General features: G+C 46.4%; 15 protein-coding genes. 8 read left to right on the forward strand and 7 right to left on the reverse strand.

The features are described from left to right. The first annotated feature begins 128 nt into the window (after positions 1-128). On the forward strand, positions 129-1,214 hold the full coding sequence (ribD, locus tag ACYVD4_RS10790) for a bifunctional diaminohydroxyphosphoribosylaminopyrimidine deaminase/5-amino-6-(5-phosphoribosylamino)uracil reductase RibD (protein ID WP_460945345.1): 1,086 nt from the start codon (positions 129-131) through the stop codon (positions 1,212-1,214). A 74-nt stretch (positions 1,215-1,288) separates the two neighbouring features. Here the strand turns inward: ribD and ACYVD4_RS10795 are convergent, their stop codons facing one another. Together ACYVD4_RS10795 and nagA are read right to left on the reverse strand one after the other, a co-directional pair. Beyond that, a complete protein-coding gene (locus ACYVD4_RS10795; RefSeq protein ID WP_460945347.1) occupies positions 1,289-1,456 on the reverse strand; it encodes a hypothetical protein in 168 nt (55 codons plus the stop codon). A 389-nt stretch (positions 1,457-1,845) separates the two neighbouring features. Beyond that, entirely contained in the window at positions 1,846-3,000 is a 1,155-nt protein-coding gene (gene nagA / locus ACYVD4_RS10800) for an N-acetylglucosamine-6-phosphate deacetylase (RefSeq protein ID WP_460945349.1), read from the reverse strand. 107 nt (positions 3,001-3,107) lie between these two features. On the opposite strand from nagA, the gene ACYVD4_RS10805 reads away from it, so the two are divergent. Then, positions 3,108-4,361, forward strand: a complete 1,254-nt coding sequence (locus tag ACYVD4_RS10805; RefSeq protein WP_460945351.1) for a 3-phosphoshikimate 1-carboxyvinyltransferase — start codon at positions 3,108-3,110, stop codon at positions 4,359-4,361. 147 nt (positions 4,362-4,508) lie between these two features. On the opposite strand, the gene ACYVD4_RS10810 is transcribed toward ACYVD4_RS10805, so the two are convergent. After that, positions 4,509-5,405 (reverse strand): hypothetical protein, encoded by an 897-nt coding sequence (locus ACYVD4_RS10810; protein WP_460945353.1) that lies wholly within the window; start codon positions 5,403-5,405, stop codon positions 4,509-4,511. Between the two features lie 222 nt (positions 5,406-5,627). Between ACYVD4_RS10810 and ACYVD4_RS10815 the strand changes: the two genes are divergently transcribed. The 3 genes from ACYVD4_RS10815 to ACYVD4_RS10825 all read left to right on the forward strand — a co-directional run bounded on the left by ACYVD4_RS10815 (position 5,628) and on the right by ACYVD4_RS10825 (position 8,007). Then, positions 5,628-5,972, forward strand: a complete 345-nt coding sequence (locus ACYVD4_RS10815) for a DUF4260 domain-containing protein (protein WP_460945355.1) — start codon at positions 5,628-5,630, stop codon at positions 5,970-5,972. A gap of 116 nt (positions 5,973-6,088) precedes the next feature. After that, positions 6,089-6,664 carry a collagen-like protein gene (locus tag ACYVD4_RS10820; protein ID WP_460945357.1) on the forward strand — a complete coding sequence of 192 codons (576 nt, stop codon included), beginning with the start codon at positions 6,089-6,091 and terminating at the stop codon, positions 6,662-6,664. Positions 6,665-6,675: 11 nt separating this feature from the next. Further along, entirely contained in the window at positions 6,676-8,007 is a 1,332-nt protein-coding gene (locus tag ACYVD4_RS10825) for a DUF2911 domain-containing protein (RefSeq protein WP_460945359.1), read from the forward strand. On the opposite strand, the gene ACYVD4_RS10830 is transcribed toward ACYVD4_RS10825, so the two are convergent. Further along, positions 8,008-9,021: an AraC family transcriptional regulator gene (locus ACYVD4_RS10830; RefSeq protein ID WP_460945361.1), complete on the reverse strand. Its 1,014-nt coding sequence runs from the start codon at positions 9,019-9,021 to the stop codon at positions 8,008-8,010. Positions 9,022-9,055: 34 nt separating this feature from the next. After that, positions 9,056-9,799 (reverse strand): helical backbone metal receptor, encoded by a 744-nt coding sequence (locus tag ACYVD4_RS10835; RefSeq protein WP_460945363.1) that lies wholly within the window; start codon positions 9,797-9,799, stop codon positions 9,056-9,058. A gap of 120 nt (positions 9,800-9,919) precedes the next feature. On the opposite strand from ACYVD4_RS10835, the gene ACYVD4_RS10840 reads away from it, so the two are divergent. The 3 genes from ACYVD4_RS10840 to ACYVD4_RS10850 all read left to right on the forward strand — a co-directional run bounded on the left by ACYVD4_RS10840 (position 9,920) and on the right by ACYVD4_RS10850 (position 14,776). After that, on the forward strand, positions 9,920-10,831 hold the full coding sequence (locus ACYVD4_RS10840; RefSeq protein WP_460945365.1) for a GLPGLI family protein: 912 nt from the start codon (positions 9,920-9,922) through the stop codon (positions 10,829-10,831). Positions 10,832-10,947: 116 nt separating this feature from the next. Next, on the forward strand, positions 10,948-13,926 hold the full coding sequence (locus ACYVD4_RS10845; protein WP_460945367.1) for a TonB-dependent receptor domain-containing protein: 2,979 nt from the start codon (positions 10,948-10,950) through the stop codon (positions 13,924-13,926). A 187-nt stretch (positions 13,927-14,113) separates the two neighbouring features. Then, complete coding sequence (locus ACYVD4_RS10850; RefSeq protein WP_460945369.1) at positions 14,114-14,776, forward strand: AbiU2 domain-containing protein; 663 nt, start codon at positions 14,114-14,116, stop codon at positions 14,774-14,776. A 98-nt stretch (positions 14,777-14,874) separates the two neighbouring features. Here the strand turns inward: ACYVD4_RS10850 and ACYVD4_RS10855 are convergent, their stop codons facing one another. Both ACYVD4_RS10855 and ACYVD4_RS10860 read right to left on the reverse strand, forming a co-directional pair. Beyond that, positions 14,875-15,084 carry a type II toxin-antitoxin system HicB family antitoxin gene (locus tag ACYVD4_RS10855; RefSeq protein WP_460945371.1) on the reverse strand — a complete coding sequence of 70 codons (210 nt, stop codon included), beginning with the start codon at positions 15,082-15,084 and terminating at the stop codon, positions 14,875-14,877. 72 nt (positions 15,085-15,156) lie between these two features. Continuing rightward, positions 15,157-16,227, reverse strand: coding sequence for a M42 family metallopeptidase (locus ACYVD4_RS10860; RefSeq protein ID WP_460945373.1), 1,071 nt, complete (start codon positions 16,225-16,227; stop codon positions 15,157-15,159). Between the last annotated feature and the right edge of the window lie 94 nt (positions 16,228-16,321).

A 16,321-nucleotide genomic window follows, 5' to 3' on the forward strand; every position in this document is an offset into this window, starting at 1 on the left:
AGGGAAGTTTATCTTTTTTGTTTCAGGTTTATTGTTTCAAGTTTCAGGTTAGCTAATACTGAAAATCTGAATGCCGAGATTCGAACCTGATTGAACAAACCTGAAATTTGACATCTGACACGTTAAACATGGAACAAGAACTGTTTATGCGTCGCGCCCTCGAATTGGCTATACTCGGACGGGGTCACGTTAGTCCCAATCCGATGGTTGGCTGCGTAATTGAACACAACGGACGTATCATTGGCGAAGGCTGGCATCAACGCTACGGACAGGCACATGCCGAACGTAACGCCATTGCGTCGGTACAGCCCGAAGATACGCGCCTGTTGCCTGAGAGCACTGCCTACGTAACGCTTGAGCCATGCTCACATTATGGTAAACAGCCGCCCTGTGCCGATTTACTGATTGAAAAGAAAATTGGCCGGGTTATTTGCTGCAACGACGACCCCAACCCACTGGTAGCCGGACAAGGATTTGCGAAACTCCGGGCGGCTGGTATTTCCGTTGAAACGGGTTTATTGGCCGGGGAGGGGCAAAATCTGAATGCGCGATTCTTCACGTTTATTGAAAAAAAACGGCCTTATCTTATTCTGAAATGGGCTGAAACGTCGGACGGTTATATTGCCGGGAAAAATGGCCAGCCTGTAAAAATTAGTGGCGATTTATCGCATCGGCTGGTGCATCGCTGGCGCAGCGAAGAAGACGCGATAATGGTTGGAACCAACACGGCACGTAACGATAATCCGCGCCTGAATACGCGGTTGTGGCCCGTTCAGGCTGTTGCTGAACCCGGCAAAAATCCAATTCGTATCGTGTTCGATAGAAATCTGTCGTTGCCCACCCGACTGCATTTATTTGATGGTACGCAGCCAACGATTGTTTTTCATGGACGACCAAATGAACCCAAACAGGAAGCAGATGACAATGCCATGATTCATTACGAATTCGCTCTGTCGCTGAATCATGCATTGGAAATTTTGTATCAACGTAACATCCAGTCAGTATTTGTTGAAGGTGGAACAACGCTTTTTCGGTCGTTTATTCAGGCTGGTCTTTGGGACGAAATGCGGGTGTTTCGTAGTCCACGTATGTTGGGCGACGGTATTTCTGCACCAACAGTGCGTGGGCAATTGATTAGTCGCGAAATGATGGGTGACGATGAGTTGTCTGTTTATAAAAATAGCTCCGAACAAGCGTCCAGAGCTATTCTGTAAAATGAAAAGTTCAAGGAAAACACGAACCTTTCATTCAATCACTCAATCATTCAACAATTTAACATAAGATTAGACTAATTCCGGTGCTGATCAGCTTTAGGCTGACTCTGATTACCAGTTTTATTGTGTTGGCCAGTTTCACTACGTGTTCTGACCGGAGAAGCTGGGGAGCTGTATTGTAAAACTCCGGGAGAATAACTTCGGCGTCCTGAATACGTAGCGGATGTAGTATACCGTCTCATAGTGCTGATGAGTTAATAATTAATGAGTTGAAAAGTGGAGTAATGGTCTATTCATCAGGCTCTAAAGAGTCTGAATGATACCTCGGATATATGAACTGAAAATTGTTGTACAGCCAATTAGTTATGACGGTTGGTTGTACTTACTTTTCTACTGTTTAAATCGTAAGAAAATAAAATTGTATTGCTTTTGGTTAAATGTATAGATTTTAATTTTTAATAAAAAGATTATTTCAAAATATTATGTCGATTTATTTTAATAATACAATATAAAAATACATACCGACTATTTTTAGGTAAATTTCAGGATGGAATTCGTATTTATACTTACTATTTACCAGTTTTCAAATGACTATAAATCTGGTAAATAGTAGGTTGTCTCTATGCTCAAATCAGATAATTCGTTTGCCGGAAATCCAGACATTTTTAGTTATCAGTGATTTATTGAGTTGCAGCAGATTGGCTACGTACCCCGGCTGAATTTTACCAATCTGATTGCTTAATCCAATAATTTCGGCAGGTATCACTGATGCCATACGTAGTGCATTGGTGAGTGGAATGCCTGCCTGTTCTACCGCAATTCGGACGCAATCAATCAACGTAATGGCCGATCCTGCCAGATTTCCTTCGTTGTTGACGTAGCGTCCCGGTCCGTTGGTATCGGGTTCGTATTGTACCACAAATTGCCCCAGTTCGAACGTTGGGCGGGGTGGGTTGGCAAACAGAGCGTCTGAAATTAAAAATAATCGTTCGCCCAATAGTCGATAAGCGATACGTATGCTGGTTGGGTTACAGTGATAACTGTCGGCAATAATACTGGCACGTACCGTCGGATGGTCAAACACGGCACCCACAATACCCGGTTCACGACTTTCGAAACCACGCATGGCGTTATATAAATGCGTTGCCAGCGGAATTCCGTCGTTAAAAGCGGTCATTGCTTGCTGATACGTAGCGTTACTATGCCCCAGCGATAACAACGTAGTAGGTGATTTCAATTGATTGATCGTAGCGAAGTGTTCCGGCGTCAGGATTTCCGGCGCTAACGTCAGAATCCGAATCACATCAGCATTGGTACTAAACAGGGCTTCCAACTCACCTTCTGCTGGTGTTCGTACGTAGGCCATGCTGTGCGCCCCTCGCTTAATTGGGTTAAAATAGGGCCCTTCAACATGGATGCCCGGCACGCCGAGCGGATTTTCGTTACGTACCACAGCCACAGCTTCCATCGACTGTTGCATAATTTCCAGCGAAGTCGAATGGATAGTTGGTAATAACGTAGTGGTGCCATTTCGGGCGTGAGAGTCGTAAATATGCCGAACGGTGTCGGGCGTAGGAATATCGTTCAGGAAAAGATTGGAGCCGCCATACAATTGCAGGTCAATCAGGCCCGGCACGAGGTAGTCACCGTGCAGATCAATCACATGTTCTTCATTCGGATCGGAGGCCGCCGTAACTTCTTGAATCGTACCATTTTCGATACGTACTGATGCGTTGTTTAGCCATTCTTCGCCGGTAAAGACGGTGGCGTTGATAAATTGTGTCATGCGATAAAACAGATTGCCTGCTCACTGGCAAACGAATGATGGCCGGAATCTAGCCGATTTTTCGTTTTTTTGCGAACAAATTTGTTTAGTACCAACTCGTTTTGCCTTTGAACGCTGCCCGTTTAACTCCTCTCGCTACGTTAACAAATCCTGGTTTAGTCCAGGCAACCATTCCGCTGGCTTCGTCGAAAAGCGAAAGCAACCGCGCGCTTATTATCGATGCGCTGACTGGTTTTCAGTGCGACCTTACCAACCTATCGACCGCCCGCGATACGCAAACGATGATTCGTCTCCTCAAATCAGACGACGCAACCGCCGACGTACTGGATGCCGGTACAACCATGCGTTTTCTGACGGCCTATTTCTCCATAACAGGTAAACAGAAAATCATGACCGGAACCCCGCGCATGTGTGAGCGTCCGATTGGGATTCTGGTCGATGCGCTACGTACGCTGGGAGCCGATATTACGTATCTGAAAAATGAAGGCTATCCGCCACTGCAACTGAATGGTTTTAACCCATCGAGCACAAACCGGGTCAGCATTCGGGGCGATGTGAGCAGCCAGTATATTTCGGCGCTGCTGATGATTGCGCCTATGTTGCCCGATGGTTTGACGCTGGAGTTGACAGGTGCAATCGGGTCGCGTCCGTACATGGAAATGACCATCGAGCAGATGATTTATTTCGGTGCCGATGTCCAGGCCGATTGGGACGCTAAAATTATTACGGTTGCGCCGAAACCCTATATACCCCAAAGCTACGCGATTGAATCCGACTGGTCGGGAGCGAGTTATTGGTACAGCGTAGCGGCTTTGGCAAAAGACGAAACCGCCGAAATCAATCTGCTGGGCCTTAAGCCAAAATCGTTGCAGGGCGATAGTGCCATTGTCGACATTATGCGGTCGCTGGGCGTTGAGAGCACGTTTAATGAAACGGGAGTTCGACTGACGAAAGGAAAAGCCGAAGAGTCGCTGGCGTGGGATTTTACCGATTGCCCCGATCTCGCGCAGACCGTGGCCGTTTGTGCAGCAGTAAAAGATATTACGTTACGTCTGACGGGTATCGAAAGTTTGAAAATCAAGGAAACCGACCGCGTTGCTGCTTTACAAGCTGAATTGCAGAAACTAGGTGCCGAACTGGTTGAGCTAGAGACAAATCACCTCTACGAAGTTCACCGGCTAGAAGGAAGTCATTCGGTACCCGCTACCATCGCTACGTACGACGACCACCGTATGGCAATGGCCTTTGCGCCTGTTGTGATGCGGGAAGAAATTATTATCGACGAACCACGCGTTGTCGACAAATCCTATCCAAGCTTCTGGGATGATCTGGCGCAGGTTGCTACGGTCGAGTTTGAGTAATAAGCGTTTTCGGTTCAATATTCCCGGTTTGCATTAGCCAAAATCGAACCTAAGAATTTTTATAAAAACCCCTAAATTCCCTGAAGGAGACTTTTTTCAAGCACGAGAAAAGTCTCCTTCAGGGAATTTAGGGGTTTTCGAGAGTCTCTAATGCTTCACTTCCTGCTGGCGGCCATAGATGTAACGTAGCGAAATACCGAAGCTCCAGCCTTTACCATCGGACGTAACAAGCGCCTGCTGTTCGGTTTGATTGACTCGATACGCCAAATCGGAACGTAACGCTTTGCCAATGCCCCAATATTTTCGGAGGTAAACGCCAAATTCGAGAAACGAGGCTAGCCGAACGGAATAATCCGCACCTAATTCTGCCAAACCGGTGGTTTCCCGGAGTGTCGTGTTACTGTTCAGACGTAACGTATCGGCGGTGCGGCTTCGACTGGTGCGGTAACTATACCCAATCAGCCTGAAATTATTAAGTTGTGCATCGCCATTCGGAACCAGCCATGCGCCTGCCGATACCCAAAATCCAGTGCCATTTGCGGCTTTATTCCCAGAACCAATACGTCGTTTGATACGTAGCGGAAGGCCATAACCGCCATTCTGGTAATTATAAACGAGAGGAGTAGAGCCGTTGGCAACGGTGATATTCAAATGGATAGGGGCGTAGGCATAACCTGTTTCAACAGTCCACGCATTCCGATACGTATACCCAAGTAGTACGCTCCAGACGGCCTTCGTTTTAGACGATGAACTGATAAGTCCATTAAACGAATTACTCAGTTCGCTCGCATCGTTGCGAAACCCGCCTTCCAGATTAACGTACCAGCTTTGTATTTCCCGAACTGAACGCCCGGTTATAGCGTCGACATTTCGACGACTTTTGACAGGTTGATAGGAGGGGGTATTACGTTCGTCAGGGTCTTCGGTAAGAACGCGCCGACGATGAACGGGAAGGGTATAATAACTCGTATCAATCACGGTTTCCTGCGCCAATGCCGATACGGACAAGCCAATCAGAAAAGAAAGAAGCGAGATGTGTTTCACGATAGTATGCAGGTCAATTGAGATAGTGATTTTTACTATCCCCGATACGCATTTCCTACTAGCTACGTTGCGCTGTTTTCTGAATCATTTTCAGCCAGTTGTAAGAACTGCGTTCTGTTACAGATTTGCGCAATTGGTCAGTCGGTTTTCATTTTTTGTCATCAATGCCCTAGCTGTTTCATCAGACCTTTGTAGCATACAAACACAAACTATACGAAGGCTATGAAAACCCTGTTGAAATCGGAAGAACTGATACAATTTTTAGGTGGTATTTATATATTTTCTCAATTGAATTTTGCCTGGTGGTGGTTTCCTGCCCTTATCCTCGTGCCCGACCTCAGCATGATTGGCTATGTAATAAATCCGGCTGTTGGTGCCGTTACGTACAATATTGTGCATCATAAAGGATTAGGCATTGTTATTGGATTGCTTGGTTTGGCGACTGGTAATCAGATTTTTATATTGGCTGGTGTGATTCTTTTTGCGCACTCTGCAATGGATCGTATGTTTGGCTACGGTCTGAAATATTTCGATAGTTTTAAGCACACCAGCTCGGGAAACATGTAAGAGTAGGCCAACTCTTATCCCCCTTTTATGGGATTTAGACTGTTCGTGGTATGGTTGAATTTTGTCGTAATCAAACGTAGCAACGTAGCTGCGTTTACGTATCAATCTATTCAGCCATGCTTACATCTACTACGTCCCGTATCGCTCACGCCTTTCTGCTGGTGAGCATCGTTCTTTTTTCTTTCTCAGCCTGCAAAGGCCCACAAGGTGACCCCGGCCCTAGTGGTGCTCAGGGAGCTGCTGGCGCACAAGGTCCCGCTGGGCCAGCCGGAGCGGCAGGGGCAGCTGGCGCACAAGGTCCTGCGGGGCAGAACGGTAATGCTAATGTGATTCAAATTACGTATGGAGCCAAAAGTTGGGCTAATACAGTAGGAGCTACAGTTACACTGGCGTTGACAGGGGTAAACGCTGAGGTGGCTGAAAAGAGTGCTTATTTAACTTATATCAAAACTACTTCCTTGTGGTATGCTGTTCCTGGTGAGATAGATTTTTACGGTGAATTCAGGACATATATGACACCTGCATCAACCTCAACAGTCACTGTTAAACGAGTTTCTGTTGGAACAGCACTGAACGCCACAGCAGTCAGAGTGGTTGTTATTCCCGCCAACGATCTTCGAAACGGTCGTAAAGCCGCTGTTGATTATTCTAATTACGAGGAAGTGAAAGCGTTCTACAACCTGCCTGATTGATCTGCTGTGTCATGAACTCTCGTTTATTGGTCAATCGGCTGGCAGGCTTACTGTTCGTCTTGTTGTGGGGGCCGGGTTACGTGTTAGCTCAGAATGGAAATGATCCATACCTGCGGCTTACGCTCTACACAGGTGGCGACGATCTGCGTAATGGACAGAACGTACTCGCTACATTATACACAAATGTAAACATGGGGCCGGGAATGGCCGATGTTAACATCAATGATGGACGCGGATCGGGCAATAATTCCAATTTTAGTTTTGTGTTTCCGATGGGCAGCGGCTGGAAACCCTCTGATTTTAAAGGAATCAAAATTGCGCACGATGGTAACGGACGTAACGCTTTCGAAGGCTACGACAACTGGAACCTCGACCGAATTCGGGTCGTCTTTATTGATCCGAATGCATCTCCCCGGCAAACAATCATGCTGGATTTGTCGGGTCAACCGCTGATACGTTTTACAGGCGACAAACGCGCACATAGCTGGAAATTTATGCCTGCCAACAGTGTGAGTGATTTGTCGGGCGGAGGCAGTACGAGCAGACGGACAATGAATGATAATGATGTAAGTTTCATCATCCAGTCACAGTATAGTACGGTTGGCGATCCGCTTCAGGCCATGCTGGTTAAGATAAAACAAACCGGTTCGCTACGTAGTATGGCATCGGCACAGGCACGACGTATTGTGGCGAGTTACAAGGAAGAATCTGGAAAAATGACGCTGGCCCGAACCTGCTTTTCTTACGTGAGCGACCGTGATCAATTTCCGGGATTAGTCGATTTATTTCAATCGTCAAATTTGATTCGTCAATTCGAAGCCGAATTTGGTCGGGTCAATACGTCGTCAGCTACTACGAATACAGGTCAAGCTACTACGTATTCAGGAAATAATAACGCCAACACTCCGCCGGTAGGCTCTCCACGATCTGCCGCACAGGGAGAGATTAATGGCAAATTCGTTCGGGTACGGTATTCGAAAGTTGCGGTACGTGGACGCGATGTCTGGTCAACGATTGCACCATACGGCAAAATCTGGCGAACCGGCGCTAATGAAGCCACAACCATTACCTTCGACCGCGACGTGACTATTGGTCATCAAACCAAAGTTCCCTCCGGAACGTATTCGCTTTTCACCATTCCGGGGCCAACAAACTGGACTATTATTCTGAACCGAAACAACCAGCTTTGGGGAACTCAGGGCTACAATGCCAGCGACGACGTAGTACGTCATTACGAAGACGTTCGTCCTCATGATTACACCGAACAACTGACGTTTGATGTTATTTCGGATGGTATAATGCTACGTTGGGAAAAGATGGAAGTGTTTATTCCAGTACAATAATTAACTCAGTCGATACGCGCGGGGTGTTTTTCCTGTCCATTTTTTGAAAGACCGGAAAAACACGCTGGGTTCGGCAAAACCGAGTAAGTATGAAATATCTGTGGTGCTTAAGCTCGATTCACGCAGGTGACTAACGGCCAGTTCTTTACGGGTTTCGTCGAGAAGTTGCTGATACGACGTGCCGAGTTCTTTCAGGTGAAGCTGAAGCGTCCGAACACCCATTGCTAAGCGGTCAGCAATTGCGAACAAAGTAGGTTCTTCGCCTTTCATCATGGCAATGATTTCGGTTTTCACTCGTTGGCTCAATGCTGGAGCCTTCAATTGATTCAGCAAATCGGCTGCGTGTTTTTCGAACAAAACTGATAGACTCGAGCTGGCATTTAAAATCGGTAAATCGAGCAACGTAGCATTGAGAACCAAGTGCGTTATGTCGGTATCGAAAGTCAATTTTGCTGGCGAAAATACACGTTCATGTTCTCGTGTGTCGGCAGGGCGCGGATAGGCGAAATGGACTTCACTAGCAACGATAGGATGGCCTGTCAGGGCGCGCATCGCGGCTAGATAAATAGAAAGCTCGGAATTGAGCGTGTGCTGTGGGTAAATAATATCAGAACTGATAAGTTGCAGATACAGAACGTACTGCTCTCTAGACGTAGTGAATTGTCCGTTTGTCAGAACACCCTCGCAGGCAATATCCTGATACTGACAGAGTCGCTCCAATGCCTTTCCCAGCGTGGGCGCGTGCATCATTACGTAGGCGAGTACCCCTAAAGCCAGCGGATTAACCAGCTCGCCTAGTTTCAGTGCCAGATCTGGCTCACCCGTAACCAGAACAACTTCTCGCCAGAGCGCCTGTATTTTCTGAATCGATACGCGCCCGTCGGGGTCACTACGTTGCTCCGGCGTAACGCCAATAGAATGCGCTAGTGCATCACTATCGACCCCATATTGCTGCGCTACGAATAAAATCAGGTTGATGGAAGCAATAGAAAGTGTGTCGTTACTAGTTGGCATTTACTCGAAAATACGTTCGTGAGAATAGTTAGTTTTAGAAGTCACGGACTTCGCTACGCAATTTCTTAAAATAGTCCGACGACCGCAATAAGCGGCTACCATACCACGAAAATAGCTCACCATCAACCAGCACTACGTTAGCCGATGGGCATATTGCCTGAAATTCTGCTACGTGTTTGTCGGTGAATGGGTACGGTTCGGACGATAGGAAAATAAGATCCGGTTGGGCGGCTTGCAGTTGCTCTGGAGTTACTTCTGGATAGCGATTTTCGTGCGCAAACGTGTCTCGAAAACCTGCTATGTTGAGCATCGAATGAATGAACGTAGCGTTTGCCACAACCATATACGGCTTTCGCCAGATAAAATAAGCCACTCGTTTGCTGGGAGCAACGGGCGCGGGGCAGAGGGTTTCTTCAAGCTGTTGAGACATAGCTTCCGCTTCCTGACTTTTCCCAACCAGCGTGCCTACTACCCGAATCATCGACAACGCATCGGGTAGCGTTGCCACATCGGTTACGTGAACTGCGTACTGACGTTGAAGTTCTTCGATTTGCTCACGTGTGTTCTCTTCTTTATTGGCAATAATCAGGTTGGGTTGTAACGCCTTTATTTTGTTGATACGTAGCGTTTTAGTGCCACCCACAATAGGCTTCTGTTTAACTTTATTAGCGGGGTGAATACAGAACTTTGTAATTCCCACTACCTCATCGTCAAGACCAAGGTCGAAAAGGAGTTCGGTAATTGATGGAACGAGCGAAATAATTCGTTTGGGCGTCATTACGTAGCATTCGGAGGTTAAAACGACCGACTTAGTATCGATTTAATTGCTTTCAGCAAGATTTTCAGCTTCAGTTAAAAAAAATGTGCAACGTTTACAGTCAGAATCTCTCATTTCACCATGAAACAATTCATTTTTGCCTGTTTAACAGCCGGACTGTTTAGTACGTCAGCGTTGGCGCAGACCAGCGTATCCGGCAAAATTACATACGAAGGTATGCGCCAGATTGATCGGTCGCAGATGCGGATGGTCATTAATGGTCAGGAAGTTCGTGCCGGTGCGCCCGAGTTGCCCGAAGGAGCGCCTGATGTAATATCGTTTACGCAGAAGCTCGTTTTCTCGGGAACAATGGCCAAAGAAGAACGCGACCGTCAGCAGGGCGGTATGATGTTCCGTCGGCAAATGGGCGATGGTAATGGCGGTGGATCGGGCGAACGTAGCAACCGGCCGCGTACCATGAACATGACCCCCCCTTTTGAGCAACAAACGTATCTGGACTTAGCCAATCGGCAAAGCATCGACGTAATGACGATGACGAAAGATTCGGTGAAACAGACGTATCGGACGGAGCATCCGCTGGCGAAGGCTGAAGGCTGGCAATTGTCAGATAAAACAAAAAAAATAGCAGGTTACGTTTGCCATAAAGCTACTGTGGCCTATAGTCCGTCTCGGCGGATACGGCAGGGACGAAATGGTAGCAACGACGGCAAAGCGCAGGCTCAGGAACAGCGGCAACAGGCCCCCCAAGCACCTGAAGAAACATATACTATCTGGTACACAACCGATCTGCCGTTTACGTATTCGCCAGTTGCCGCCCTGACACCGGAGAAAGGCGTAGTGTTGCAGATAGAGTCAGATAGTCAGTCATTTAAGGCGACTAACGTATCGATGGAAGCCGTGGCCGAAACGGCTGTACAGCCGCCAAAAGACGCCAAAGTGGTTTCGGAAGACGAAATGAATCAGCTACGTCGGAAAGCAATGGCCGATTTTCGACAGAAAATGATGCAGAACAACCCATTCCCAAGAAATTAATCGGCCCCGACAGGCTCTGGCTGTCGATGAAACAATAGCGGCTAATATTCCAGTTACAACCTCGCCGACAGCCAGAGCCTGTCGGAGCCAGTCCATCAATGATCAACGAATGTAAGATGAACACTTTTCGACCGATACTGAAGCGATTCCTGTTTGGTACATTCTTCATTATCCATTCACTATTCTTTATAAATACTACGTTCGCGCAATCGGGCGGTACCATTCGTGGGGCCGTGGTCGATTCCCTGACTCGGAAGCCATTGCTCGAAGCGTCGATATCGCTTTTATCGGGTCGGGATTCGTCGCTGGTGTCGTTTGGGATCACGGATGGCGACGGAAAATTCCTATTCCCAAAAGTGGCCGAAGGGCAGTATCGTGTACTTGTTACGTATGTAGGTTACCGTAGTCGGGCACAACGGATTTCGATCACAAAAGCCGATCAGATCGCTGAAGTTGGGACAGTAGAACTGATTGCTGAATCGCAGACGCTGACCGAAGTATCGGTGCAGGGTGAGCGCGCACCTGTGGCTGTGAAAGGCGATACGCTGGAGTTTAACGCTGGTTCGTTTAAAACACGTCCGAATGCGCAGGTCGAAGAATTGCTTAAAAAACTACCGGGGGTTGAAGTTGACCGCGACGGTGCTATAAAAGCGCAGGGCCAAACCGTAACGAAAGTACTGGTCGATGGCAAACCGTTTTTCGGGAACGATCCTAAAATGGCAACTCGTAATTTACCTGCCGATATTATTGATAAAGTGCAGCTTTTCGATCAGTCGTCAGAACAATCTGCGTTTTCGGGTGTAGACGACGGCGACCGGGAAAAAACCATTAACATTACTACCAAACGCGATAAGCGGAAAGGCTCATTTGGGCAGCAGTCGCTGGCAGTTGGGCCAAAACCCGGCGATGATGCACGCTATTCGGGACGTATCAGCTTTAATCAATTCAATGATGGTCGACAGATTTCGGTGCTGGGTATGGCCAATAACATCAATCAGCAAGGCTTTTCGGCGCAGGATTTAGGGCTTGGTAGCAGCTTTGGCGGAGCCGGACAAGGTCAGGGTGGTGGCGGTGGAAGTAATATGGTACGCGGTGGCGCGGGTGGCGGAAGTACGGGCGGTGGCGGTCAGGTTGGTAGCAATGCTATTACGCAATCGTGGGCGGGCGGCATCAATTACCGCGATGGCTGGGGCAAAAAAATCGACGTAGTAAGTAGCTATAACGTCAGCAATACCAATACGTTAACGGATCAGAAAAGCCGTCGGGAGAACGTAATACCGAGCACTACGTCGGGGCCAACGCGGGCCGATGCCGGTTTCATCCGTAACCAGGCCAACGGTTCTGACAACACCAATACCAATCATCGGCTTAACCTTCGGCTGGATTACCGACTCGATACACTGACAACCATTCGGCTGATCCCGAGTTTTTCGTGGCTAAATTCTAACTACAATAACCATAGCGAAGCCACAACGCTCTCTCGCGAAGGTGTACTGGCCAACTCAAGCCGCACCAATTATCAATCGGACGGCGAAGGCTTGAACGGTAACAATTCACTGTTGTTTATGCGGAAGTTTCGGAAGAAAGGCCGAACATTTTCGGTAAACTGGAACATTGCCCTCAATAATCAGGATAACGAAGGTATAAACCGCTCGGTTAACCAGTTCAACGGCGCATCGACAACACTGACATCGGGTGTTATTACGAAAGATACACTGACGGGAATCACGACGCAGACAATTAACCAGCGTAACAATCAGCAGACGAACTCGATGACCAATTCGGTGAACGTGAGTTATACTGAACCACTTTCGCTACGTCAGACGCTGGAGTTTCACTACACGCTGTCGAATAATCACAATACGTCGAACCGGGCTGTTAATGATTTCAACGAAGCAACGAGCCGCTACGATTTGCTGAATACGCAATTGAGCAACAATTTTATTAACGATTACATGACCAATCGGGGTGGGTTGACCTGGCAAACCAGACGCCTGAAATATACCTATGCTCTTGGTCTGGATGCGCAGCAGGCAAACCTGAATTCCGATAATCTCAGTAGTCGGGACAGAAGCCTGAATCGGTCGTTTTCAAATCTATTGCCGAATGCATTGTTTACGTATAATTTCGGAAAACAGCGTACACTACGTATCAATTACCGGACACGTATCAACGCGCCTTCGGTAAATCAGTTGCAGCCCGTTCCGAACAATACAAACCCATTGAATATTCAACTTGGTAACCCCAACCTACAACCTGAATATAGCCATAATATCTCGCTGAATTTCAATCGATTCAGTTCCGCTACGTTCCGCAACCTGTTTGCGTCGGTAAACCTGAGCCGGACCGATAATAAAATCGTAAACGCAACGACCTTTACGTCGGCAGGAGCGCAGACAACGCAGCCCGTCAATACCAACGGTTATTACACCGTCAATGGATTTCTGGTATTTGGTCAGCCAGTTACGATTGGTTCTCAGAAGACCAACGTGAACCTGACAACTAACGTAACGCATAACCGGGGGCAGAGTTTTGTGAACAACCAGCCCAACGAAGCAACAAACTGGCTGCTTGGGCAGGGAGTAAGACTAAGTTCGAACTTCTCCGAAAAACTGGATTTGAATTTAGCCGGAAATATCAACCTGCAATCGGCTAAGTATTCGTTGCAGCCACAGCAAAACACGACGTTCCTAAATCAGACCGTTACGTTGGATATGTTCTATCAGCTTCCGCTTCGGTTCACATTCTCGACGGATGTGTATTACAATCACTATGGTGGTAGTGCGGGTGCTTACAATCAGTCATTTACATTATGGAATGCTACGTTGTCGCGGCAGTTATTCAAGCAGAATCAGGGCGAAATTCGGATTCAGGCGTTTGATTTGCTGAACCAGAACCGAAGCATCGTTCGGAACGTAACCGATACGTATACCGAAGAGGTGCAGAGCCGCGTGTTGAATCGGTATTTTATGGTCAGCTTCGTATACAACCTGCGCAAGTTCGGTGCTGGCGTTACGCCCCCACGCGATCCGTTCCAACAGCGCGAACGGGGAGGTAACCGAGGACAAGGCGGTGGCTTCCGCCGGAATGGGTAGCGGATTGAAAATAAAATTGGAAACGTAGCAAAAGCAGTCAATATTATCACTGGTTTTGCTACATTTCCAATTCTGATACATTCCTACTTGATGCGACCGAACCATAAGCTACTCGAAGGATAATAAGCTTTATTGTCATATATTTTATGTGTATAATTCTGGTATTAAGATAGAATCGCTGTAGTATATGATAACCCTTAGTGAATTGAAAGAGAGGTTTGAGCAAATGTTCCAAATACTTGCTGATTTAAATATTTGCATGAATAATGTTGAAAGATTAATTGTTAATAAATATGAGTATGAAGAGATAATAAAAAACCAAGGCTTTTGGCTTCTTCATTTTTCTCAGTTGAAGTTCATATTGATTATACAGTTATGTAAACTATTGTCTACTTCAAATAATCAAAAGATTAGCTTATATAAATTGATCAATCGTTTGAAAAATGAGAAATATGATGGTGAGTTAATTGCTCTATTGGAAAATAATAAGAAATATATTGGAAGAATTTATCATTCCCGAAAAGATATTTTAGATGATTTAGAAACTATAACAATAGAGATTGAGGGCAAAAAGTCAGTAATTGAAAAAGTGACTGCGGCAAGAGATAAAGTATATGCACATTACGATCCTAACGGTACTATAGCACGAATAACTTTTGACGAAATTCGTGAACTGGTCGATTTAGCGTCAAAATCATTTAACCGTATTAGGAGTAATTTTTTAAATATAAACGTAGTCTTTTCTCATACTAGGGATTGGGATGTTGATTATATATTGAAAGAATTAAGTAGTAATAAAAAAAGTAGAATAGATGAAATTCAATCTAAATTAAAGAATGAACAACCGTAATAGATATTATGAATATTAACTTTGGTTGATGATGCTGAATCCAAAGACTAATAATGACCATTTTATTTATTCCAATCCAGTTAGGTCGCGCGGTATTCTCATAGTGCAAAGACTTCGTCTTTTACAAAATGCAATCGTACTAATTGCGGCCACTGGGCTGAGCTATTATAATGACAATCAATAGCATCCCGAATCATTATTTTTAAATCCGCTATTGTCTCGCCCTGAGTGAAAATATTTTCGCCAACGGCCTGTGCGGTATAACCACCTTCAGGATCTTCCTCAACCAAAAAGATTAATTCCCTCATATTGCGGATAATTGATTCTGTTAAGGTAACAAAAAAAGCCGGAAATTAATCCGGCTTTTTTTGTTACCTTGTTTACTTGATATACCGGAAATCTTCGTTGCCTTTTAAGGCTAACAGCGTTTCGTACATAAGCTTGATTACGTTCTGCACATCGTCCATGTGGACAGTTTCAACAGTTGTGTGCATATACTTAAGCGGAAGCGAAATCAGGGCAGACGCAATGCCTTCGGTGGCGTAGGCAAAGGCGTCGGTATCGGTGCCGGTCGAGCGGCTAACCGCCTGACGCTGAAACGCGATTTCTTTCATTTCGGCTACCGCAATCAGGAAATCCAGTACGTTGTTCTGAACCGCCGGACCGTAGCAAAGCACGGGACCATCGCCACATTTGAGGTCGCCCTGTTCTTTTTTGTCGTACTTCGGCGATTGTGTATCGTGCGTTACGTCGGTACAGATAGCGAGATCGGGTTTCAGTCGACGGGCAATCATTTCGGCACCGCGCAGACCAATTTCTTCCTGAACTGCATTCACTATGTAGAGCGTAAACGGCAGCGTTACGTTGTTTTCTTTCAACAAACGAGCCACTTCGGCAATCATAAAACCGCCCATACGGTTGTCCAGTGCACGACCAACGTAGTAACGATTATTCATCTCGGTCAGGCCATCGACAAACGTACAAACCGTACCAACATGAATGCCCATGTCCAGAACTTCCTGCTTGGTTGCGGCACCCACGTCGATAAATAAGTCCGTCACTTTCGGAGCGACATCTTTTGCGAGGTCGCGTACGTGAATGGCAGGCCAGCCGAAAACACCTTCGACAGTTCCTTTTTTCGTATGCAGATTTACCCGCATAGAAGGCGCAATGAGTGCATCGGAGCCACCGTTACGTCGAACGAAAATGTAGCCATCGTCGGAAATGTAATTGACGAACCACGAAATCTCATCGGAATGGGCTTCAATGACTACTTTATAATCTTTGCCAGCTCCGATTACACCAACCGCAGTTCCATACGTATCGACAATGTACTCGTCGGTGTAGGGTTTAATGTAATCGAGCCAAATCTGCTGTCCCGACGATTCAAAACCCGTTGGTGAAGCGTTATTGAGGTATTTATACAGAAACTCTTTACTCTGTTCGTTCATGAAAGCTGTTAGCTAATTGCGTTAATGGATAATGACGCTATTGGGAGGTCAATAATAAAGTAAAAGTGCTAAAATCGACACCATTTCACGAAAT

This window comes from Spirosoma daeguense (assembly GCF_054776875.1).

Bases quoted from the DNA above. Each gene is read 5' to 3' on its own strand.
- ACYVD4_RS10855 (WP_460945371.1), bottom strand. From the start codon at position 15,084: ATGAGGGAATTAATCTTTTTGGTTGAGGAAGATCCTGAAGGTGGTTAT.
- ACYVD4_RS10850 (WP_460945369.1), top strand. From the start codon at position 14,114: ATGATAACCCTTAGTGAATTGAAAGAGAGGTTTGAGCAAATGTTCCAA.
- ribD (WP_460945345.1), top strand. From the start codon at position 129: ATGGAACAAGAACTGTTTATGCGTCGCGCCCTCGAATTGGCTATACTC.
- ACYVD4_RS10845 (WP_460945367.1), top strand. From the start codon at position 10,948: ATGAACACTTTTCGACCGATACTGAAGCGATTCCTGTTTGGTACATTC.
- ACYVD4_RS10820 (WP_460945357.1), top strand. From the start codon at position 6,089: ATGCTTACATCTACTACGTCCCGTATCGCTCACGCCTTTCTGCTGGTG.
- nagA (WP_460945349.1), bottom strand. From the start codon at position 3,000: ATGACACAATTTATCAACGCCACCGTCTTTACCGGCGAAGAATGGCTA.
- ACYVD4_RS10825 (WP_460945359.1), top strand. From the start codon at position 6,676: ATGAACTCTCGTTTATTGGTCAATCGGCTGGCAGGCTTACTGTTCGTC.
- ACYVD4_RS10835 (WP_460945363.1), bottom strand. From the start codon at position 9,799: ATGACGCCCAAACGAATTATTTCGCTCGTTCCATCAATTACCGAACTC.
- ACYVD4_RS10815 (WP_460945355.1), top strand. From the start codon at position 5,628: ATGAAAACCCTGTTGAAATCGGAAGAACTGATACAATTTTTAGGTGGT.
- ACYVD4_RS10860 (WP_460945373.1), bottom strand. From the start codon at position 16,227: ATGAACGAACAGAGTAAAGAGTTTCTGTATAAATACCTCAATAACGCT.
- ACYVD4_RS10795 (WP_460945347.1), bottom strand. From the start codon at position 1,456: ATGAGACGGTATACTACATCCGCTACGTATTCAGGACGCCGAAGTTAT.
- ACYVD4_RS10830 (WP_460945361.1), bottom strand. From the start codon at position 9,021: ATGCCAACTAGTAACGACACACTTTCTATTGCTTCCATCAACCTGATT.
- ACYVD4_RS10840 (WP_460945365.1), top strand. From the start codon at position 9,920: ATGAAACAATTCATTTTTGCCTGTTTAACAGCCGGACTGTTTAGTACG.